Here is a 21,130-nt window from a genome sequence, read left to right as displayed (position 1 = left end):
GCGCTGGAGGACGCGGGGGGCGAGCACGGCTTCGGACAGGAGCCCTCCTCGGAGGCGGAGCAGACGGTGGAGCAGGAGGCCTTCTGTCCTCCCACCGCGGCGGCCACCCAGCGGGTGAAGACCATCCTGCCCCCTTCGGAGCTGGGCATCCCGCGCTTCGCGGCGCACCCGGACAGCTTCGCGGACTTCCAGGGGACGCTCTACTTCGCGGTGAACTTCGAGGACGGCCGCCGCGAGCTCTGGAAGAGCACCGGCACCGACGCGGGCACCACGCGGGTGAAGAGCTTCGCCACCACCCCGGGCGTCGGCGCGCCCAACGTGTCCAGCCTCACCGCCACCCCGACCTGGCTCTTCTTCCAGGCGGGGGACGCGGCCCATGGTCAGGAGCTGTGGGTGAGTGACGGCACGAACGCGGGCACCCGCTTCGTCAAGGACCTCACCCCGGGCGTGGAGGGCTCGTTCCTCACGCACCTGACCGCGGTGGGCAACGACCTCGTCTTCTTCAAGGAGTCGTACGACGCCAGCGCCGACGCCACGCGCTTCGAGCTGTGGAAGTCGGACGGCACCGCCACCGGCACGGTGCGCCTGCGCGACTTCGGCACGAGCGTGGACGTGAGCTTCCTGGACGCGAAGGTGGGCAACGCGCTGCTCTTCTTCGTGCGCGAGCTCACCGGCGCGACGAACCTCTGGAAGACGGACGGCACCGCCGCGGGCACCTTCCAGCTGAAGCGGCTGGACGCGGGCCCCGACACCTTTCCGTTCGACGTGCGCTCCTCGGGGACGTTCGCGCTGTTCACGCTGGAGGAGAGCAGCGGCCTGACGGAGCTGTGGAAGTCGGACGGTACGGCGGGCGGCACGGTGCGGCTCGCGTCCTTCGGCGCCACGCGCTCCGTGCGTCTGCTGGGCGCGCTGGGTGCGTACGCCTACGTCACGAGCACTTCGTTCAGCACCCAGTACATGGTCCTCTACCGCGTCCCGCTCGCGGGGGGGAACCCGACGCCCTTCGTCACCCTGACCAACTTCTACGCCGGACAGGGCCCGGCGTTCCCCAGCATCAGCGCCGTGAGCATCGCGCCGGGGGGCACGAAGCTGTTCTTCTCCGTCAACATCAGCAGCGACAGCCCGGCGCCACGCGACACCCAGCTCTGGGTCACGAACGGCACCGCCAACGGCACGCAGCTGCTGCGCCGCCCGCTCAGCCTGAGCGACGAGTACGGCTCGCCGGTGTACGCGGTGGCGGACAACCTCGTCTTCTTCAGCGCGTACGAAGCGACCGGCGAGGGCATCGAGCCCTGGGTGAGCAACGGCACGCCGGGCGGGACGCGCCGGCTCAAGGACATCAACACGGCCGGCACGGACGCCTCCTCCTACCCCCGCGACTTCTTCCGCGTGGGCTCGCGCGTCTACTTCAGCGCCTACGACGAGACCCGGTCCGGTCAGCTCTGGTCCACCGCGCTCACCAACACCTGCGTGGCGCCGGAAGCCGAGGAGTAGGCGTCCCGCGCACTCCCGCGCCTGACGACGGGACGGAGCCCTGCCCGCCAGGGCTCCTGGCGGGTGAGCGTGCCGGACGGACATGGGGGTGTTAGACACCGGCGCATGTCCACCGTCGTCAGCGCCAGTGCACGTCTCGCGGGACAGCGCCTCGAGCGCAGCCGGGCCTCCCGGCAGTTCGCGGGCCAGGGCTTCCGCAACACCGCCCCCGTGGGCCCCGGCATCCAGGGCAACCCGCTGCCCATCCTGGGGGAGTACTTCTTCGGCGGCTCGCAGCGCACGCCGCCGGGCCCGCTGCCAGTGGACGACCCGCGCGGCACCTGGGCCCGCGCACCGGACACCGGCCTGCGCGTCACCTGGCTGGGCCACAGCACGATGCTGCTGGAGGTGGACGGCGCGCGCGTGCTCACCGACCCCGTCTTCGGAGACCGGGCCTCGCCCGTGTCCTTCGCGGGTCCCAAGCGCTTCCACGCCCCGCCCGTCCCCGTCGAAGCGCTGCCGGACCTGGACGCGGTGCTGGTGTCGCACGACCACTTCGACCACCTGTGCCGGAGCACCATCCAGGCGCTGGCGAAGCGGCGGGTGCCGTTCATCACCGCGCTGGGCGTGGGGCGCCACCTGGAGGCGTTCGACGTGGCGCCGGAGCTCATCACGGAGCTGGACTGGTGGGAGCACCACCGCGTGGGCCCGGTGGGCTTCACCGCCGCGCCCTCGCAGCACTTCTCCGGCCGCGGCCTGGGCGACCGCAACAAGACGCTGTGGGCGTCGTGGGTGCTCACCACCGACAAGCACCGGCTGTTCTTCAGCGGCGACACCGGCCTCACGTCGGAGTTCGAGGAGATTGGACAGCGTCACGGCCCCTTCGACCTGGTGATGCTGGAGGTGGGCGCCTTCCATCCGAGCTGGGGCACCATCCACCTGGGCCCGGAGAACGCGCTCAAGGCGCACGCCATGCTGGGCGGCGGCACGCTGATGCCGGTGCACTGGGGCACCTTCAACCTGGCGATGCACGCCTGGGACGAGCCCGCGGAGACGCTGGTGCGGCTGGCCACCGAACAGCAGGTGCGCCTCTTCACGCCGGGCCTGGGCCAGAGCCTGGAGCCCTCGCGCGTGGAGGGTGCGACGCCGTGGTGGCGCGAGGTGGGCGAGCGCCGGCTCGTGCCGCAGCCAGCGCCCTGAGGCTTGCAGCGCGCGGGCGGCTAGGAGCCTGACTCGCGGGTGCCGGCGGAGGCCGTCTTGGAGCCGATGCCGGACGTGTCGCCAAGCGAGGCCGAGTGGTCCTCGTTCGCGTGGGCGAGCGCGCTCACGTCCCCGCCCGTCGGGTTCACGATGAGCATGCCGCCCCCGTTGAACGTGCTCCAGCCGGAGTTCATCGCATCCGTGAGCTGGTGGAGCCCGACGCTGTAGCTGGTGCCCGAGGCCGAGTCCTTGATCTGGTATTGGCCCTGCGCGTCCTTGCCGTCGATCTACACCCAGTGCGCGCTGCCATCCGCGGCACGCCCCTCGGCGCCGGGCTGGATGAGGTTCGAGTCCACCATCGCCACGGCCTTCTTCCCCGAGGAGAGGGCCTGATCCAGCGCGTCGCGGTCGAAGTTGGAGGCGCCACGCGTCACCTCGAAGCCCTGGCCCGCGAGCATGCGGGCCATCTGATCCGGCGTCGTGCCCTTGCCGTCGGCGTACTTCGACTCCAGGCCCTTCACGAGCTGCGCGTCCGTCTGACCCTGCGCCCCACCCGCCGCGCGCACCAGCATGGCGGCGGTCGCGGCTCCGCAGTTGGTCGGATCCGTCTGCTGAATCACTGGCGTGGGCTGCGTCCAGCCCTTGGCGCCCGTGGCTGGCGCATCCGTGATGGACGGCGCCGCCTCCATCTCCGACGTGCTCGCGACCGCCTGGGGCCGCAGCCCGTTCGCCGCGTACCGGGCGGCCCACTCCGCGGCCACGGCCGGGTTCTCCTCGTACGTGTCCTTCTGGAGTTCGGCGGCCGGCTTCGCGACCTCGTGGACCGGCTCCGGGGGCGGCTGCGCCTGCGTGACGGCGGGAGCCTGCACGGTGGACTCACGCGGGGGCTCGGGGCGAATGGCCGGGCGGGGATTCGCCAGGGGGGAGACGGTCATGTCGGCATCCTTCGTGCTTGGGGGACACGGAGCGCTTCGCATTATCCGGGCCAGCGCGTGGGAAGTTGTCACACCTGCCCAGAAAGAAGGGAAAGCAGCGTCATGGCGGCGAGAACCAGCGGCCCACTAGGATGGCGCGCGCCATGAAAGCCCGCACGGGAGAGGAGCCTGAGGCAACGCTCCGCGCGCGCGGTCCGGAGGAGGAGGCGACGCGCCCCCTGCCCCGGGCGCAGGGCGAGGGCGCGCCGGGGACGAACGGCTCGGACAGGCTTCCGCGTCCGGGGCCGCCGCCCTCCGTGCAGGTGGGCCGCTACCTGTTGTTGCGACCGCTGGGCGCGGGCGGCATGGGCGTGGTGTACGCGGCCTATGATCCGGACCTGGACCGGAAGGTGGCGCTGAAGCTGCTGCGTCCGGACGGGCACGCGGACTCGGAGGTGGGGCGCGCGCGGCTCTTGCGCGAGGCGCAGGCGATGGCGCGCATCTCCCATCCGCACGTCATCCCGGTGTTCGACGTGGGCGTGTGGGGCGCGCAGGTGTTCCTGGCGATGGAGCTCATCGACGGGGGCACGCTGAGCCAGTGGCTCAAGCAGGCCCCACGCTCCTGGCGCGAGGTGCTGGACGTGTACCTCGCCGCGGGCCGGGGGCTGGTGGCCGCGCATGCGGTGGGGCTGGTGCACCGCGACTTCAAGCCGGCCAACGTGCTGGTGGATGACCGGGGCCGCGTCTGTGTCACGGACTTCGGGCTCGCGCGACAGGTGGGCACCACGCCCGGCGACGAGGACACCACGGCCGGGCCGGGGCCGGGCGAGTTGCTGGGAGAGCGCCGCATGCTGGATGCGCCCATCACCGCCACGGGCGCGGTGATGGGCACGCCGAACTATATGTCGCCCGAGCAGGTCATGGGCGCCGTGCCGGATGCGAGCACGGATCAGTTCAGCTTCTGCGCGGCGCTCTACTACGCGCTCTACGGCCAGCGCCCCTTCGACACGGAGCGCATGCAGGCGCTGCGAAGCCCCTCCGACCTGAGCGGGCCCCAGGCGCCCTCCATCGTGGAGCCCCCGCGCGAGGCCCATGTGCCCGCATGGGTTCGGCAGGCGGTGATGCGGGGCCTGTCGCTGCGCCCCCAGGACCGCTACCCCACGCTCTCCGCCCTGCTGGACGCGCTGGGCCAGGAGCAGCGGCGCGCCCGGAAGCGTCGGGCCCTCGTCATCGCGGGCGTGGGGGTCGTGGGGCTCGCGCTGGGAGGCGGCGCGCTCTATCAGCGCTCCCAGGTGTGCGCGGGCTCGGACGCGCTGATGGCGGAGGTGTGGGGCCCCGCGCAGCGCCAGCGGGTGGATCAGGCCTTCCTCGCCACGGGCAGTCCGCTCGCCGCGGGCATGACGGAGCGCGTGGCCAGGGCCCTGGACGCGTACGCGAGCGCGTGGAGCCGGCAGCACACCGAAGCCTGCGAGGCCACGCGCGTGAGCGGCACGCAGCCCGAAGCCCTGCGCGTGGAGCGCGTGGTGTGCCTGGAGCGGCGGCGCAACGACGCGCGCGCGGTGGTGGAGCTGCTGGCCACGGCGGATCGGCCGCTGGTGGAGAAGGCGCTCACGCCGGTGAACGCGCTGCCCGCGTTGGGCGAGTGCGCGGACGTGGCGACGCTCGGAGAACAGCAGCGACTGCCGGAGGAGCCGACGAAGCGCGCCGAGGTGGAGCGGCTGGAGGCGCGGCTCTCCGAGGTGAAGGTGCTGGTGGACGGCGGACGCCTCACCCAGGCGCAGGAGAAGCTCGCGCCGCTCGTCACCGGCGTGCAGGCGACGGGGTATGCGCCGCTGATGGCGCGGCTCCACCTGCAACAGGGCTGGATGCGCGAGCAGCTGGGCGCTTCCGCGGAGGCAGCCGCGTCGCTGCGTCAGGCCGCCTTCGACGCGGAGGCCGGGCGCGCGGACCGACTGAAGGTGCTCATCCTCAACCGGCTCCTCTACGTGGAGGAGGGCCAGAAGCACTTCGAGCAGGCGGACGTCTGGAGCGGCCTCGCGGACGCGACGCTGCGGCGGATGGGAGGAGACGCGGCGCTGGAGGCGGAGGTGCGCATCAACCAGGGCAACCTCGCGTCGGCGAAGGGCGACCTGGTGCGGGCGCGCACGCTGTTCGACGAGGCGCAGGCGCGCGCGGAGTCGGTGCTGCCAGCAGGGCATCCACTGCGCGCGCGCATCACCTTCCTCCAGGGAGGGCTGGCGACGCGGATGGGAGACAAGGCGCGCGGCGTGGCGCTGCTCACGCGCGCGCTGGCGCAGACAGAGGCCGCGGTGGGGCCGCTGCACCCGGACACGGCGCGCAGGCACGACGCGCTCTCCTGGGCGCTGCGCGAGACGGGAGACGCGGCCCAGGCGCTGACACATGCCCGCGCGGCCGTGGAGATCCGCAAGACGCTGCTGGGCGCGCGCACGCTGCCCGTGGCGGAGGGGCTGGACGAGGTGGGCATGTGCCTGCTGGAACTGGGCCGCTACGACGACGCGCTGCGCGTCTACGAGGAGGCCCTGGCGATGAAGCAGCAGGTGGCGCCCGGCGAGGAGACGCTCCAGTACTCCTATGACGGCGTGGGCCAGGCGCTCCTGGGCCTGGGCCGCGCGAAGGACGCCATCGCACCGCTGCGTCTGGCCGTGGGCTACGCGTCCCTTCCGGACGAGACGCTGGCGGACTCGGGCTTCGCGCTCGCGAAGGCGTTGTGGGACGCCGGGGAGCCGGGGCCCGCGCGACAGGAGGCGGAAGCGGCCCGCGTGCGCTTCGTGCACGCGACGCGCGAGCCCCGCGCCGCCGAGGTGGCACGCTGGCTGGAAGCCCACCCGGCGAGCACCCCGCCCCCCGTGGATCCCCACCGTCGCGACGGTCGCTGACCCGTCGGTGGGCCCCGGCGCGCGTGGTAGCGTGCCGCCCGTGGCGCGACAGGACGACGAGCGGAACGACCCGAAGGAACAGCAGCTCGACCGGACCACGACGCTTCCGGCGAAGCCCGCGGGCAAGGTCCGGCTGAAGCTGTGGGTGCTGTCCGGTCCGGAGGCCGGCAAGGGCCACCCGCTGCCGGTGGGCACGTACCGGCTGGGCAAGAGCCCGGACTGCGACATCGTGCTCGACGACAGCGCCGTGTCCCGTCAGCACCTGCGCCTGGACGTGGCGGAGGACCGCGTCGTCGCCACGGACCTGGGCTCGTACAACGGCTCATTCTGCCAGGGCCTGCGCTTCTCCGAGCTGGAGGTGCAGCCCGGCGTCGTCCTCACCCTGGGCTCCACCCAGCTCAAGGTGATGCCGGAGGACACCCGCGAGCGCTCGCGCCTGCTGTCCTCGCGCGACCACTTCGGGGCGCTGGTGGGCACCAGCCGCAAGATGCGCGAGGTCTTCACCTTCCTGGAGCGCATGGCGCCGGGTGATTCCGACGTGCTCATCCAGGGCGAGACGGGCACCGGCAAGGAGCTGTGCGCGGAAGGGCTGCACCGCGAGGGCCCGCGAGCGAAGAAGCCCTTCGTGGTGGTGGACCTGGCCGGCATCGCGCCCTCGCTCATCGAGTCGGAGCTGTTCGGCCACGTGAAGGGCGCCTTCACCGGAGCGCACGGCGAACGGGCCGGAGCCTTCGAGCGCGCCCAGGGTGGCACCGTCTTCCTGGACGAGGTGGGCGAGCTGCCCCTGGAGCTGCAACCGCGCCTGCTGCGGGTGCTGGAGCGCCGCGAGGTGAAGCGCGTGGGCGGCAACGACTACCGCACGCTGGACCTGCGGGTGGTGGCCGCCACGCACGTGGACCTGGAGGCCGCGGTGAAGGCGGAGAAGTTCCGCCGCGACCTCTTCCACCGGCTGGCCGTGCTGCGCGTGGTGCTACCGCCGCTGCGCGAGCGCCCGGAGGACATCCCGCTGCTCATCGACACCGTGCTGGAGCGCCTGGGCAAGCCGCCCAGCGCCCTGTCGGATCAGACGCGCGCGCTGCTCCTCCAGTACCCCTGGCCCGGCAACGTGCGCGAGCTGCGCAACGTGGTGGCCCGCGTGGTGAACCTGGGCGAGGAGTCCCTGCCGGACATCGACCCGGGCGTTCCCCACCGGGCGGCGTCTCGCGCGGGCGGAGACGTGGACCTCGCCCGGCCGTTCAAGGAGGCCAAGGAGCAGCTCGTCGAGGGCTTCGAGCGCGACTACCTCATGAGCCTGCTCAAGCGCTGCGAGGGCCGCTTCAACCACGCCGCGAGAGAGGCCGGCATCGACCGGGTCTACCTGCGCAAGCTGATGCGCAAGCACGGCCTGGAGCTCAGCGACGGCAAGCCCTCGCCGGACGACGACGCCGGGTGACTCCTGTCACCCACCTGAACGGGGTCGGGTGACTCCTGTCACCCACCGGAGGACCAGGCCCGAGCGGCTCCCCTCTGAAGGCTCCTGAGGGAGCACGCGAAACGGGTTGGTACGGGACCTGCTTTGGAACAGCGCACACGGCCGCAACTGGCCCCACACGCACTCCGAAGAAGGAACCCTCCCATGACCCTCTCCGCCATCACCCAGCGTCCTGCGTTCAAGCCCACCCCCGTCACGCAGACGCAGCAGGCCGCGCAGGCGCAGCAGGCCACGCAGACGCAGCCCCCGGCGGTCCACCCCATCGTCCAGCAGTTCCGGACCGACAGCTTCGAAGCGGGGACCTCAAGGGCGCAGACGACGCAGGCCGCGACGCCGCTGACGACGCCAGCGGGCGCCGGAGAGGCCGCCGTCAGCGCCGAGTCCGTCGTCCAGGCGGGCACGCACGGCGCCGACCAGGTCTACCCGGAGCTCTCCTACGAGGAGAACCAGCAGTACAACGGCCACCCGGCGGGCTACTGGAAGACCGAGGTGTTCAATGCCGCGACGAAGGCGGGCGCCAGCCAGGAGGAGGCGGCGCTGCTCGTCGCGCAGTCCATGCAGGAGGGCGGCACGGACTTCAGCAAGAACGGCTCCGCCACCAACTTCGGCCCCTTCAACCTCAACAAGGACCTCATCCAGTCCTTCGGAGGCGATGCCGTGCCGGGGGACCTGAGCCAGCTCAACGGGACGGATGCGAAGGCCATCGAGCTCAACGTCGGCGTCGCCCTCAACGCCATGCGAACCATGGGTGCCAACAACTACCTGCACCACGCGCGGGGCGGCGCCACGAACTACACGGATCCCAACCAGCGTCTCAGCAGCAACGTGGATGTCCGGAACGATGACGCCCACGCCTTCGAGCGCAGCCTGGCGAACAACGCCCACAAGATCCTCGCGGCCTACCAGGCGGATCCCAGCTCGCTGGCGACCAATCACCGCTTCGCTTCTGACATCCCCGCCATCTGAGCCCCCCGAGAGTGATTGGCAATGTCGGCGGGGAGATGGACTTCCTGGACGCCGGCCTCTCCCAGCGCGTCTACGACACCGTGCTCAAGCCCGGAGCCGTGTAGCGTCCCCTCTCATGACCCGCCCCTGGCACCTCCCGACGCTGTCCCTGGCCGTCCTGTTGCTGCCGCTCCTCGCGTGCGACCCCGCCTCCGGTGGGCAACCCCAGACAGACCCTCCGCTGCCCGGCGCCACGAAGAGCGCGAAGCGTGGCATCGCCTATGGCTATCACTCGGCGGCGGACCTGAAGGCGCTCTCCCCCGGGATGAGCTGGTGGTACAACTGGTCGCCCAAGCCCGAGGACGGCGCGGCGAGCGTCTATGCCTCCCAGGCCGTCACCTTCGTCCCGATGGCCTGGGGCGGCACCCCCACCGCGGATCAGCTCGCGTCGGAGATCCCCGCGGGCGCCCAGTACCTGCTGGGCTTCAACGAGCCCAACTTCAAGAGCCAGGCGAACAAGACGCCCCGCCAGGCCGCGGCCCTCTGGCCCGTGCTGGAGGAGGTGGCCCGCCGCAAGCAGCTCAAGCTGGTGTCCCCGGCGGTGAACTACTGCGGTGACTGCGTGTCGGAGGACGGCGTCACCTTCACCGACCCGGTGGCGTACCTGGATGCCTTCTTCAAGGCCTGCCAGGGCTGCCAGGTGGATGCCATCGCGGTGCACTGGTACGCGTGCGACCTGGGCGCGCTCAAGTGGTACGTGGGCCTGTTCAAGAAGTACAACAAGCCCCTCTGGCTCACCGAGTTCGCCTGCGGCGACCGCCCCCCCAACGAGATCACCGTGGAGGTCCAGAAGAAGTACATGGTGGATGCCATCACCTGGATGGAGTCGGAGCCTGGCATCGAGCGCTACGCGTGGTTCTCCGGGCGCAACAATGAAATCCCTGCCATCAACCTGCTGGGAGCCTCCGGCGAGCTGACCGAACTGGGCCGCCTGTACGTCACGCTCGCGGCCGGCACTTCGACGCAGGCCCCCTGACCACCCGCCATGCGGTGTGGGTGAGGCCCCGCCCTACATTCCAGGACGCCTGCCCTCCGGCCGGAAGGAGGAGCCCCCTCCAGCGTCAAACAGTCGGGAAGTCGTCTACTCGGCCCATCCAGGATTCTGGGGGTAAGGTAGGCCGGGAATGGCACTGCAAGCCGGAGACACCTTCGGGCGGTATGAGCTGGTGTCCTGGCTGGGCCGGGGCGGCATGGCGGAGACGTGGCACGCCCAGCTCGTGGGCGCCGCGGGGGTGACGAAGTCGGTCCTCATCAAGAAGGTCCTCCCCGAGTACGCCGACGACGAAGCCTTCATCTCCATGTTCATCAGCGAGGCGCGCATCTCCGCCACGCTCTCCCATGGCAACGTCGCGCAGGTCTTCGACTTCGGGCGGGTGGATGGCGAGTACTTCCTCGCCATGGAGTTCGTGGACGGGCAGCCCCTCCACCGCGTCCTCAAGCGCGCGATGAAGAGTGGCCTGACCGCCCTGCCCATCCCCGTCGCCGTCTTCATCGCGATGGAGATGTGCCGGGGCCTGCACTACGCGCACACGCGCACGGACGGCAGCGGCGCGCCGCTGGGCATCGTCCACCGCGACATCTCTCCGGACAACGTCCTCGTCGGCTACGAGGGCCAGATCAAGATCGTCGACTTCGGCATCGCGAAGGCCAGGCTCTTGCGAGGCTTCAAGACGGCGCCGGGCGTGGTGAAGGGCAAGTACCTCTTCTTCTCCCCGGAGCAGGCGCGCGGAGAAGAGGTGGATGCGCGCACCGATGTCTGGGCCACGGGCGTCGTGCTGTATGAGCTGCTGTGCGGCAGGTTGCCGGTGGATGGCCCGCCCCACGTCGTGATGATGAAGGTCGCTCACGGCGAAATCCCTCCGCTGAGCGAGCTGCGGCCGGACCTGCCCGCGGAACTCAACGACATCGTCCTCAAGGCCCTGAACCCGGACCAGACGCAGCGCTTCGCCTCCAGCCATGCGTTCGGCGATGCGTTGGCGGGGTTCCTGTATTCGAACTTCCCGCGCTTCTCCGCGATGAGCATCGCGCACCTGTTGCGGGTGTTGTTCCGGGGCGACCTGCACCAGGAGGGCCGCGAGCTGGCGGTGCCCGACGACTTCCTGGTGGAGCTCAAGGCCTGGCGGGAGCCTCCGGCCCAGTTGGGGACTCCCACCCGGCGGCTCCGGGCCGTGCAGACGCCGCCTCCCAGCCCCGTGTCCGTCGTCACGCAGGATTCGCAGGAGACGGTCCGGCCTCCGCCCACGGACGCGCTGAACGTTCCCGCCCGGTCGTCCCTGCCACTGCTGGCCCGGTTCGCGCTGGGCGGCGTGGCGCTCGTCGCGCTGGGCGGCGGCCTCTGGTGGGAGCTGTCCCGGCCCGTCGCGCCCATGGTGCGAGTGGCGCCTGCCCCCGAACCCAAGCAGCAGCCACCCGCCGAGGTGAAACCCCAGGTCGTCACGAAGGAGGAGGTCCTCCCGCCCCCGAAACCGACGCCGACTCCACCACCAACGCAGACACCAACGGCGCCAGCCCCCGCGGACAACTGGGACGACGCGCGCCTGGCCCGGCTGATGGTGGAGGTGGACCGCCTGAGCAAGAGCAAGGACCTGACGCGGGCCGCGAGGCTCGTCCAGACCTGCGTGGACGCCCTGCCCCGCAACGCGGACTGCCGGATGACGGCGGGCCTGACCTACGAGCGGCTCCGGCTCTACGACAAGAGCGCGCTCAACTACCGCGCCTTCCTGGACGTCACCCCGCCCACGGATCCCCGGCGGGGCGCCGTCTCGGACCGCCTGAAGGCCCTGCCGGCAGCACCCCGGCGCAGCGAGCCCATCCCGACGACGCAGACCAGTGTCACGCCCCGCGCCACCAGCAGCACCGAGCTGGAGTCCCTGCGGAGCATGACCCTGCAGTTCATGATGCAGGAGCGCTGGGAAGATGCCCTCGGCGTGGCCACCCGATGCACGACGCGGCTCCCCCAGGAGCCCGAATGCTACATGCTTCAGGGGGCGGTCCAGGCGAAGCTGGAACAGTTCCAGGAGAGCACGCAGAGCTATGAGCGGTTCCTCCAGCTCGCGCCCGCGGACCATCCCAAACGCACCACCGTCATGAAGAAGTTGATTGAGAACAAGATGGCCGCGTCGCGGAACTGATCCGCGATGAAGCAGCGCGTCGACGCGCCCGTCTCCCCTGGCGAGCCTGCAAGCGAGTCGGGCCAGGACGTTCGGCGTGCTGTATGAATTGCTGTGCGGCAAGCTGCCGGTGGATGGAGCGCCCCAGGTCGTGATGACGCGCGTGGCGCGAGGTGAGATTCCCGCGCTCCACCAGCTGCGGCCGGACCTGCCTGAGGCATTGAATGACCTCGTGATGAAGGCGCTGACGCCGGACCGGGACGAGCGCCTTGAATCCAGCCATGCCTTTGGTGAAGCCCTGGCGGGGTTCCTGTATTCGAACTACCCGCGCTTCTCGTCGCTGAGCATCGCGCACCTGCTGCGGGTGCTGTTCCGCAGGGACCTGGTGCAGGAGGGGCGGCAACTGGCCGTGCCGGGCACCTTCCAGGAGGAGATGAAGTCCTGGGGTGGGGGCGTGGTGGTGCCGGAGCCCGTGGCACCAGCGGCCCAGGAGGGAATCCAGACCCGGCGCATCGCCCAAGCCCCTCGCCGAAGCCCCTCCTCCCACTCCCATCCGTCCGGCGGTGGTGGCCGTGGCGACGCCCGCGCCTCCGCCCGAGCCCACGCCCGCCGCGCCCGAACCGGCGGTGGTGGAACCAGAGGCGGTCGCGGTCCCGACCGAAAGCCTGAAGGAGCCAGCGGTCGAGAAGCCAGCGCATCCCAGCCGGAAGGCCCCCGCGAAGACAGGCCACGTTTCGAAGTCCTCTCAACGCGACCAGGCTGCCGCGCCTCCCGTGGAGCCAGTGCCCGAAGTCCCTGTCGCCGTCGCGGCCAGCAACCTCCAGGAGACGGCTCCGAGCGCCCCGGAACCCATCGAGACCCCTCCACCCGAGACGAAGCAGAGCGTCTTCGGCCTGATCAAATCCAAGGGCCAGGAGGCGCAGCAGAAGGTCTCCCAGCTGGTCAAATCCAAGCAACAGGAGTTCCAGCTCAAGGTCTCCGGTCTGGTCCAGACCCGGCAATATGACTCCGCGCTGGAGGTGGCCAACGACTGCGCGAAGAGCAACCCCGCCGGGCGGAAGTCGTCGAACTCTTGAGCAAGGCCCGCGCGCCAGGGTCGGAGTGAGTTGTTTCCACTCGCTGACAGGCCAGGCATCGTCCATTCGGCCTTCTCTGGAATCTGGGCTTAAGATGGCAGGGCCATGGCACTGCAAACAGGAGACGTTTTCGGACGGTATGAGCTGGTGTCCTGGCTGGGCCGGGGCGGCATGGCGGAGACGTGGCGCGCGCAGCTCGTAGGCGACGCGGGGGTGACGAAGCCCGTCCTGATCAAGAAGGTGCTGCCCGAGTACGCCAACGACGAAGCCTTCATCTCCATGTTCATCAGCGAGGCGCGCATCTCCGCCACGCTCTCGCATGGCAGCGTCGCGCAGGTCTTCGACTTTGGCCGGGTGGATGGTGAGTACTTCCTCGCCATGGAGTTCGTGGACGGCCAGCCGCTCCACCGCGTCCTCAAGCGCGCCCTGAAGAATGGCATGGCCGCCCTGCCCACCCCGGTCGCTGTCTTCATCGCGATGGAGATGTGCCGGGGCCTGCACTACGCCCACACCCGGACCAACGGCAGCGGCGCGCCGCTGGGCATCGTCCACCGCGACATCTCGCCGGACAACGTGCTGCTGGGCTACGAGGGGCAGGTCAAGATCGTCGACTTCGGCATCGCGAAGGCGCAGCTCTTGCGAGGCTTCAAGACGGCACCGGGCGTGGTGAAGGGCAAGTACCTCTTCTTCTCCCCGGAGCAGGCGCGCGGCGAAGAGGTGGATGCCCGCACCGACGTCTGGGCCACGGGCGTCGTGTTGTATGAATTGCTGTGCGGCAAGCTGCCGGTGGAGGGCCCGCCCCACGTCGTGATGATGCGGGTGGGACGCGGCGAGATTCCCGCGCCTGCCGTGCTCCGGCCGGAGCTGCCGAAGGAATTGAATGACATCGTGATGAAGGCGCTGACCCCGGACCGGAACCAGCGCTTTGAATCCAGTCATGCGTTCGGCGATGCGCTGGCGGGGTTTCTCTACTCGAACTTCCCGCGCTTCTCCGCGATGAGCGTCGCGCACCTGTTGCGGGTGCTGTTCCGGGGTGACCTGGTGCAGGAGGGCCGCGAGCTGCCGGTGCCGGGCTCGTTCCTGGAGGAGATGAAGTCCTGGCGCGAGCCGACGGCGACGGCTGAACCCACCGCACTGGCCCCCGTGGAGCAGATTCCCACCCGGCGCATGCCCCGGGTCGTCAGGCCCTCCATCACCGAGACGACCGAGCCCCATGCCCTCGCGGCCCCATCCGGCATGTCGCGCCAGCTGGTGTATGGATTGAGCGCGGGAGGGTTGCTGACCGTGGGGGCGTGCCTCTGGCTCCTGCTGGATTCCCCTGCGTCCCAGCCCTTAACCGGGGCTCCGCCTCCCACGCCCATCCGGCCGGCCGTGGCCGCCGTGGAGCCTTCTCCAGTCCCAACGAGCCCGCCCGTCACGGCCAAGCCGGTGGACGCCCCCCCAACCCCGATCACCGTCAAGGGTCTCGTTGATTCGCGAAGAACCACGCCCGAAAACGTCGTCAAGATACAATTAGAAGTCCAAAGTCTGGTCAAGGCCAAGGACCTTGGCTCGGCGCTTGAGTTGGCCAATGGCTGCGCAACAGCCCTTCCCACCGAGCCGGAGTGCCAACTCATGCTCGGCGTCATCAAGGCCAAGCTTAAAAGGCCCAGCGAGAGCGAGCAGCACTACAGGAATTTTCTGACGCTGACTCCGGAAGGCTATCCCAGACGGGACCGTGTCATCCAGCTCCTCTCATACGCACGCGCGTCTCCATAAACTTCCAAGCAGACAGAAATCACTACCTTGTCTTTCCTGCCGTGAATGGAAAGACAATCTAGACAGTGTTATATTGGCGGCGCGCTCAACCCGGGGCGCACTTCCAAAGGATCCCCCAGATGAAGAGGAAGCTGATCACCACGACCGTGTTCCTGTTGGGTCTGGCAGTCGGAGGCGCGTCCGCGAGCGCCTCCAGCCCCGCGATGGATGCCCCCGTCCCCAGCATCACGCCGGAGATGGCGGCCTGCGTGTACGCCTGTGAGCAGGGCGGCCAGAGCCACACCGTCTGTTGGAACTGCTGCGTGCGGAACATCTGCGCCGAACTCTGATGCCCGTTCGCTGAATCCAAATCCCAGACACGCCGCCCCGGTCCGCCCCTGTGCGGGTCGGGGCGTTCGTGCGGGCCCGGCACCTACGCGGGGTCCACCTCATCCGGCCGGAACCCCAGCCCCTCCGACACCTCCTGCTCCGTGAGCGTCCGGAAGGCCCCTTCCGCCACGTCCAGCACCACCTCCCCCACCGCCTCGCGGTGCAGCGCGACCACCGGGTGCCCCACCGCTTCGAGCATCCGCTTCACCTGGTGGTGCCGCCCCTCGGTGAGCGTGAGCACGACGACGTCCGGCTCCCGCAGCGCCGCCCCCGCCAGCCGCGTGGGCCCGTCCTCCAGCTCCAGCCCCATCCGCAGGCGGCCCAGCGTCTCCTCCGTGGGCGCTCCCTCCACGCGCGCCACGTAGCGCTTGGGCAGGTGCGTCTCCGGCGCCGTCGCGTGCCGCACCAGCTGTTCGTCATTGCTGAAGAGCAGCAACCCCGTGGTGTCGCGGTCCAACCGGCCCACCGCGTACCACTCGAAGCCCTGGAGCTCCGGCGGCAGCACCGCGCGCAGCCTCTCGAAGACGGTGCCCACGCCTTCCGGATCCGAGCCGTGCACCACCGGCCCCACGGGCTTGTGGAACATCAGCGCCCACACCCGCGTCGTCAGCGCGTGCTCCACGCCGTCCACGCGCACGCGCGTCCCCGCACCCACCGGCGCGAAGGGATCCACCTCCACGCGCCCGTCCACCTCCACGCGGCCATCGCGGATGGCCTGCTCCGCTTCCGCACGCGGCAGGACGCCAGCCCGGCCCAGCGCCCGGGTCAGCCAGTCCGCCCGCGCGCCTTCGGGCACGCCGGCCCCCCGCCGCCTCGCGGCCTCCAACCATCGCGGTGTCCGTTGCTTGCGCGCCATGCACCCTCCTCGCGGTTCCCGCCCGCTGTATCAGATGCGTGGCCCAGGCGCAGCACGAAGGCCACCGCCTGGAGGGGCTGATGCAGCGGGTGAGCGAGCGGCTGGGCCTGGAGGCCCGCTTCTTCTCCACCCCCACCTCCATCTTCGCCTCCTTCGGTCCCGCCGAGGATTTGCGCACCAGCCTCATCCGCGTGGAGCCCGGGGACATGGACCTGGAGCGCCTCATCCTCCTGGACGTGCTCGCGGACGACGTCATCCAGGGGCGCATCACGCCCTCGCAGGGCGCGACCCACGTGGAGGCCATCCTCGCCCGCCCGCCGCGCTACGGCCCGGCCCTGCAGCTGCTCTGCTGGATGCTGGCCGGCGCCTCCGCGGCCCTCCTCTTCGGCGGCGGCTGGAAGGAGATGGGCGTCGCGGGGTTCAGCAGCCTGACCATCGGCCTGCTGGACCTGGCCACCCGCAAGCAGCCCACCACCGCGCGCGTGCTGGAGCCCGTGGCGGCCGTGCTCTCCGCCGCGTTCGCGGGCCTCGCCGCGCACTTCGTCGGCCCCCTGCACGGCGAGGTGGCCACGTTGGCGGGACTCATCGTCCTCTTGCCCGGCCTCACGCTCACCATCGCCGTCAACGAGGTGGCCACGCGCAACCTCATCTCCGGCACGTCGCGCCTCACGCATGCCGCGCTGGTGTTCCTCCAGTTGGGCTTCGGCGCGGCCCTGGGCAGCCGCGTGGCCAAGGTGCTGCCCCCCATGCCCGTGGGGCCGCTGCCCACGGTGCTGCCCACCAGCACGGCTGTCGTCGCGCTCGTCGTCGCGGGGTTCGCCATCGCGGTGCTCTTCCGCGCCCGGCCCCAGGACTGGGGCTGGATTGCCCTGGCCGGCGCCGCCGCGTTCGGAGGCGCCCGGCTGGGGACGCTGCTGCTCGGGCCGCAGCTCGGGGCCTTCGTGGGGGCGCTGCTGCTGGGCATCGGCAGCAACGCGCTCGCGCGGCTTCGCAACCGGCCGTCCGTCACCACCGTGGTGCCGGGCCTGATGTTGCTCGTGCCCGGCAGCGTGGGCTTCCGCAGCCTCGCGTCGCTCTTGGAGCGCGACGTGGTGGCCGGCGTGGACACCGCCTTCTCCATGTTGCTCGTCGCGGTGGCGCTGGCGGCGGGCCTGCTGTCCGCCAACGCCATCATGCCCCCGCGCAAGGTGCTCTGAAGGGCGCTACGTCAGGCGCAGCAGGTACACGCCCGCGAGCGCCACCACGAAGTACGGCACCAGCACCGCCGCCCCCGCGTACTCCTTCGCCATGCGCTGGCCGAAGAACAGCGCCAGCAGCGACACCGCCGACAGCACCGCGCCCAGGTACGCGAGGAACGGGTTGCCGTTGACGACCAGCGCCACCGCGCCCGCCGCGCTCAGCGCGCCCGCCGCCAGCTCCAGCAGCGTGATGACCGCCAGCATCGGCGCCACCACGCCCTTCAGCGGGGACTTGGCGAAGTGGCCCGTCAACCACCCCAGGTTCCCCTTCCAGTCCACGACCTTGTCCAGGCCGGATTGCAGGAAGAGGATGGCCAGGAAGGCGGCGCACAGCACCTGGGGAAGCCAGAGGGTGAAGCGGGCGGAGTCGAAGGGCGGCATGGCGCCGCACTCTACCGTTCCCTTCGCCACCCCCAAGCAAAGCGAGCAGGCAGGCAGGTTCCTTGCATTGAATTCCTCCTGCAACATTCCGACCGGGCGGGCTCCCGCCGAGAGGCCAGGCGCCTTAAATTCGCGGGGCCATGGCTTCTGATCAGGTTGCTCGCCGCGTCTTCGTCGGTCTCATCCTGCTGTCCATCTTCCTCCTGTGCCTGGTCATCCGGCCGTTCGGGGAAGCGCTCTTCCTGGCGGCGGTGCTGGCCGGGACCTTCCATGGACTGCACCGGCGGCTGAGTCACCGGCTGCGCGGCCACGACAGCGTGTCCGCCGGCCTCATCGTCACGGGCATCGTGCTGGCGCTGCTGCTGCCCCTGGGCGGCCTCACCGCCTTCGTCGTCGCGGAGGTGTCCGAGGGCGCGCGCTTCGTGTCGCAGACCGTGAAGACGGACGGCATGGACGGGCTGGTGGGGAAGCTCCCCAGCGGCATCCGGGGCCCGGTCAGCTCGCTCATCGACAGGCTCCCGCTGGAGCAGGAGCAGCTGGATCAGAAGCTCCAGGAGCAGGTCACGAACCAGGGCGGCACGGCGGCCCGGGCCGTGACGGGCGCGGTGGCCGCCACGGGCTCGCTGGTGCTCCAGACGACGATGATGCTCATCGCCCTCTTCTTCTTCCTCACCGACGGCGAGCGGCTGGTGCAGTGGATTGAGAGCGTGTCGCCGCTGCGGCGCGGACAGACGAAGGAGCTGCTGCACGAGTTCCGGGGCACGTCGGTGTCGGTGCTGGTGTCCACGGTGGCCACCGCGGGCGTCCAGGCCGCGGCCGCGCTGGTGGGCTTCCTCATCGTGGGCGTGCCGGCGCCGCTGTTCTTCGCGGGCCTCACCTTCTTCTTCGCGCTCATCCCCGCGGTGGGCGCGGCGGTGGTGGTGCTGCTCGCCTCCGGCCTGATGTTCCTCAGCGGCCACCCGTGGGCGGCCCTCTTCCTCGCCATCTGGGGCGTGGTGGTGGTGGGCCTGGTGGACAACGTCGTCAAGCCGCTGCTGGCCAAGAAGGGCATGAACCAGCACGGCGCCGTCATCTTCTTCGCGCTGCTGGGCGGCCTCGCGGCGTTCGGCACCGTGGGCCTGCTGCTGGGGCCGCTCATCGTCGCCTTCTTCCTCTCCGTGGTGCGCATCTACGAGCGCGACTACGGGCGGCCCAACCCGCGCCCGGGCGACCCGGCCACCCCGGGCGGCCCGCCGGTGGAGCCCACCGACGGGCACGTGGTGCTCACGTCGGCGTCGGGGCGGCCCCTCACCGACGAGGACACGCCGCACTGACCCGCTCCTTCAGGGCGCGGGCTTCTTCGGCGCGGTCCCCTTCGCGGGGGGCGGCGCCGAAGTCGTTTCCGTCCCCAGCGCGCGGAACGCCTCGCGCAGCGCGTCTGGCGAACCGGTGAGCTTCACCGCGACGCGGCGGGCCTCCGCGGGCGACAGCTGGCCCAGCAGGCTGCGCTCCAGGTGCTGATCCACGAAGGCCTGGGTGGTGTCCTCCTTCAGGTCCACCACGTCGCCCTTCGCGTCCAGCACCGGCACCACGCGCGGCGAATTGAGCAGCAGCACCGTGGGCACGTCCACGGCCTTCACGCGGCGGGCGACCTCGTCGCGCAGCTTCGGGTCGAAGTGGATGCCCTTCTCCTGCACCAGGGTGCGGATGCCCTCGTAGTCGCCGGTGGCCTTGATGACCATCAGGCGCGAGAGCAGCTCGCCCACCGCCTCGCGCATCTTCGCGTAGTCCGGGATGGTGAGGTACGTGCGGCCGTTCTCCACCACCGGCTTCACCGCGCCCTTCTCCTCCAGGAACGTCACCGTCATGTGGTGGCCGCGCTGGTGGTCCTCCTCGAACGCGTTGCCCGTCTCCACCCGGCGCAGGTTGGTGAGCCCCTCCACCAGGAAGTCCCGGTACATCTGCTTCGCGATGGCGTCGTGCTCCGGCGACAGCTCCGCGAGCGCCGGGTCGAAGGCGTGCCACAGCGCGACGAGGTCCGCGCGGGCCTCCTCCAGCGTGTTGTCGTACTCCTTCAGGAACACGGACGGGGACTGGCCCTTGAGCTTCGGGTCCACCTGTCCGGAGGCATGGCCCAGCACCTCGTGGAAGGCCACCAGCCACTTGCGCGCGGTGACGGAGTAGCGCTGCGCCTGCTCGCGGTCCTCGGCCGTGCGGGAGAACTCCAGCGCCAGGGGCAGCCGCGTGACGGCGGAGGCGGCGTCCATGACGTTGGTGATCATCACGCTCTTGCTGCCGTACTTCTCGCGGATGTGCTGCTCGTTGGGCAGGTTGATGCCCGCGGGTGGCTCGGCGTTGGACGTGATGAGGTTGATGGCCTTGGCCACCGGCAGCGCGACCTTCTTGCGGCGGTACTGCGCGGGCCAGGGCAGCCGGTCCTCGAAGTACTGGGCCTTGCGACCCATGAGCTCCATGATCTGGTTCTCCTTCGCGTCGCGGTAGTTGATCAACGCCTCCCACTGCCCCTTGTGGCCGCGAGGGTCCACGTACGTCTCGATGAAGCCCAGGTTGGCGTCCACCTTCGGATCCACCTTGAGCCACGCGATGTTGTACGCGTCCCAGTCCTTCGGGCTGCCCGTCTGGAAGTAGCGCACCAGCTTGCCCAGCGCGGCCCGGTGCGCGGGCTCCGCGGACTTCATCGCCTCCTGGAGGTGCGCGATGACGCGCGACAGCTCCTGCGCGTACAGCCCCGGCTTCACCTTGCCGTCCGGCGTGCCGGCGCGGAACACCTGCTCCACGAGCTTGCCGTTCTCCTTCACCACGCGCGAGTTGAGCGGGTACTTCTCCTGGAAGCCCACGAGGTCCTTCTCCGTCACGCCGGGGCCATAGGCGGTGTTGGAGGACGCCGTGAGCAGGTCCTGTCCGGGCGGCGGGGCCTTGGAGGTGAGCTGCGGTTCGAACGCCGCGTCGAAGAGCGTGGGCCGCAGGTCCTGGAACCAGGCCTGGAGCGCGGCCTCGTCCTTCACGGGGTACGGGGCGCCGGCCTTCAGGGCGCGCAGGGCGGCGGCTTGGAGCTGCTCGGCGGTGAAGCCCGGGACGAACTTCTGGCCAGTGGTGCTGTCGTGGTTGCCGCCGTGGCCGTAGAAGCGCAGCAGGTAGTCCGCCAGCTTCGCGTCGAAGCCGGACGTGCCGCTCTGGGCATCCCGCCCGAAGACCCAGGCGCCTTCGAGCAGCCGCTTCGCCGGCACCAGCTTCCAGCCGAGCTGGTCGTACGCGATGTCCTCACCCGCGTGCGCCGCGAGTGTCAGCGACCACGCCACGCGCTTCTCCGCGGCGGTGAGCTCCGCGACGCCGGGCGCGAACATCTGGGCGACGGCGGTGTTGCCGGAGCTGTCTCTTATAC

At 70.6% G+C, this 21,130-nt stretch carries 17 protein-coding genes; 12 read left to right on the top strand and 5 right to left on the bottom strand.

Annotated features, from left to right (window positions below; all coding sequences use genetic code 11):
- The coding region (locus tag D7V97_RS19375) for an ELWxxDGT repeat protein (protein ID WP_120612134.1) at positions 1 to 1,494 on the top strand (1,494 nt) is incomplete at its 5' end.
- Between the two features lie 105 nt (positions 1,495 to 1,599).
- Entirely contained in the window at positions 1,600 to 2,673 is a 1,074-nt protein-coding gene (locus D7V97_RS19370; protein WP_120612133.1) for an MBL fold metallo-hydrolase, read from the top strand.
- Between the two features lie 20 nt (positions 2,674 to 2,693).
- Here D7V97_RS19370 and D7V97_RS44705 read toward each other — a convergent pair whose 3' ends face one another.
- Complete coding sequence (locus D7V97_RS44705) at positions 2,694 to 2,867, bottom strand: hypothetical protein (protein WP_158623403.1); 174 nt, start codon at positions 2,865 to 2,867, stop codon at positions 2,694 to 2,696.
- A 93-nt stretch (positions 2,868 to 2,960) separates the two neighbouring features.
- On the bottom strand, positions 2,961 to 3,608 hold the full coding sequence (locus tag D7V97_RS19365) for a hypothetical protein (protein ID WP_120612132.1): 648 nt from the start codon (positions 3,606 to 3,608) through the stop codon (positions 2,961 to 2,963).
- 143 nt (positions 3,609 to 3,751) lie between these two features.
- On the opposite strand from D7V97_RS19365, the gene D7V97_RS19360 reads away from it, so the two are divergent.
- From D7V97_RS19360 to D7V97_RS44170, 8 genes are all read left to right on the top strand, one after another.
- Entirely contained in the window at positions 3,752 to 6,484 is a 2,733-nt protein-coding gene (locus tag D7V97_RS19360) for a serine/threonine-protein kinase (protein WP_120612131.1), read from the top strand.
- Positions 6,485 to 6,524: 40 nt separating this feature from the next.
- Positions 6,525 to 7,916 (top strand): sigma 54-interacting transcriptional regulator, encoded by a 1,392-nt coding sequence (locus D7V97_RS19355; protein ID WP_120612137.1) that lies wholly within the window; start codon positions 6,525 to 6,527, stop codon positions 7,914 to 7,916.
- Positions 7,917 to 8,099: 183 nt separating this feature from the next.
- Positions 8,100 to 8,921 (top strand): hypothetical protein, encoded by an 822-nt coding sequence (locus D7V97_RS44700; RefSeq protein ID WP_158623402.1) that lies wholly within the window; start codon positions 8,100 to 8,102, stop codon positions 8,919 to 8,921.
- A gap of 115 nt (positions 8,922 to 9,036) precedes the next feature.
- Complete coding sequence (locus D7V97_RS19340; RefSeq protein WP_120612129.1) at positions 9,037 to 9,936, top strand: glycoside hydrolase family protein; 900 nt, start codon at positions 9,037 to 9,039, stop codon at positions 9,934 to 9,936.
- A gap of 148 nt (positions 9,937 to 10,084) precedes the next feature.
- Positions 10,085 to 12,091, top strand: coding sequence for a serine/threonine-protein kinase (locus D7V97_RS19335; RefSeq protein WP_120612128.1), 2,007 nt, complete (start codon positions 10,085 to 10,087; stop codon positions 12,089 to 12,091).
- 761 nt (positions 12,092 to 12,852) lie between these two features.
- Complete coding sequence (locus D7V97_RS44175; RefSeq protein WP_147444874.1) at positions 12,853 to 13,146, top strand: hypothetical protein; 294 nt, start codon at positions 12,853 to 12,855, stop codon at positions 13,144 to 13,146.
- A 105-nt stretch (positions 13,147 to 13,251) separates the two neighbouring features.
- Positions 13,252 to 14,904 carry a serine/threonine-protein kinase gene (locus D7V97_RS19320; protein WP_120612125.1) on the top strand — a complete coding sequence of 551 codons (1,653 nt, stop codon included), beginning with the start codon at positions 13,252 to 13,254 and terminating at the stop codon, positions 14,902 to 14,904.
- Between the two features lie 119 nt (positions 14,905 to 15,023).
- Entirely contained in the window at positions 15,024 to 15,233 is a 210-nt protein-coding gene (locus D7V97_RS44170; RefSeq protein WP_147444873.1) for a hypothetical protein, read from the top strand.
- A gap of 83 nt (positions 15,234 to 15,316) precedes the next feature.
- Here D7V97_RS44170 and D7V97_RS19310 read toward each other — a convergent pair whose 3' ends face one another.
- Complete coding sequence (locus D7V97_RS19310; protein WP_120612136.1) at positions 15,317 to 16,129, bottom strand: pseudouridine synthase; 813 nt, start codon at positions 16,127 to 16,129, stop codon at positions 15,317 to 15,319.
- A gap of 38 nt (positions 16,130 to 16,167) precedes the next feature.
- Between D7V97_RS19310 and D7V97_RS19305 the strand changes: the two genes are divergently transcribed.
- Complete coding sequence (locus tag D7V97_RS19305; RefSeq protein ID WP_233582979.1) at positions 16,168 to 17,325, top strand: threonine/serine exporter ThrE family protein; 1,158 nt, start codon at positions 16,168 to 16,170, stop codon at positions 17,323 to 17,325.
- A gap of 6 nt (positions 17,326 to 17,331) precedes the next feature.
- Here the strand turns inward: D7V97_RS19305 and D7V97_RS19300 are convergent, their stop codons facing one another.
- Entirely contained in the window at positions 17,332 to 17,748 is a 417-nt protein-coding gene (locus D7V97_RS19300; protein ID WP_120612122.1) for a DoxX family protein, read from the bottom strand.
- Between the two features lie 140 nt (positions 17,749 to 17,888).
- On the opposite strand from D7V97_RS19300, the gene D7V97_RS19295 reads away from it, so the two are divergent.
- The gene (locus D7V97_RS19295; RefSeq protein ID WP_120612121.1) at positions 17,889 to 19,061 is read left to right on the top strand and encodes an AI-2E family transporter; all 1,173 of its coding nucleotides are present in this window, start codon (positions 17,889 to 17,891) and stop codon (positions 19,059 to 19,061) included.
- Positions 19,062 to 19,070: 9 nt separating this feature from the next.
- Here D7V97_RS19295 and D7V97_RS19290 read toward each other — a convergent pair.
- Positions 19,071 to 21,130 (bottom strand): peptidase (locus tag D7V97_RS19290; RefSeq protein ID WP_120612135.1); only part of this gene is annotated, 2,060 nt, incomplete at its 5' end.

Origin of the sequence: Corallococcus sp. CA053C (assembly GCF_003611675.1) — a bacterium.
Classification (GTDB): Bacteria; Myxococcota; Myxococcia; order Myxococcales; family Myxococcaceae; genus Corallococcus.
The sequence above is the reverse complement of the archived record's forward strand: the minus strand, read 5'-3'. Positions and strand labels throughout refer to the sequence as shown.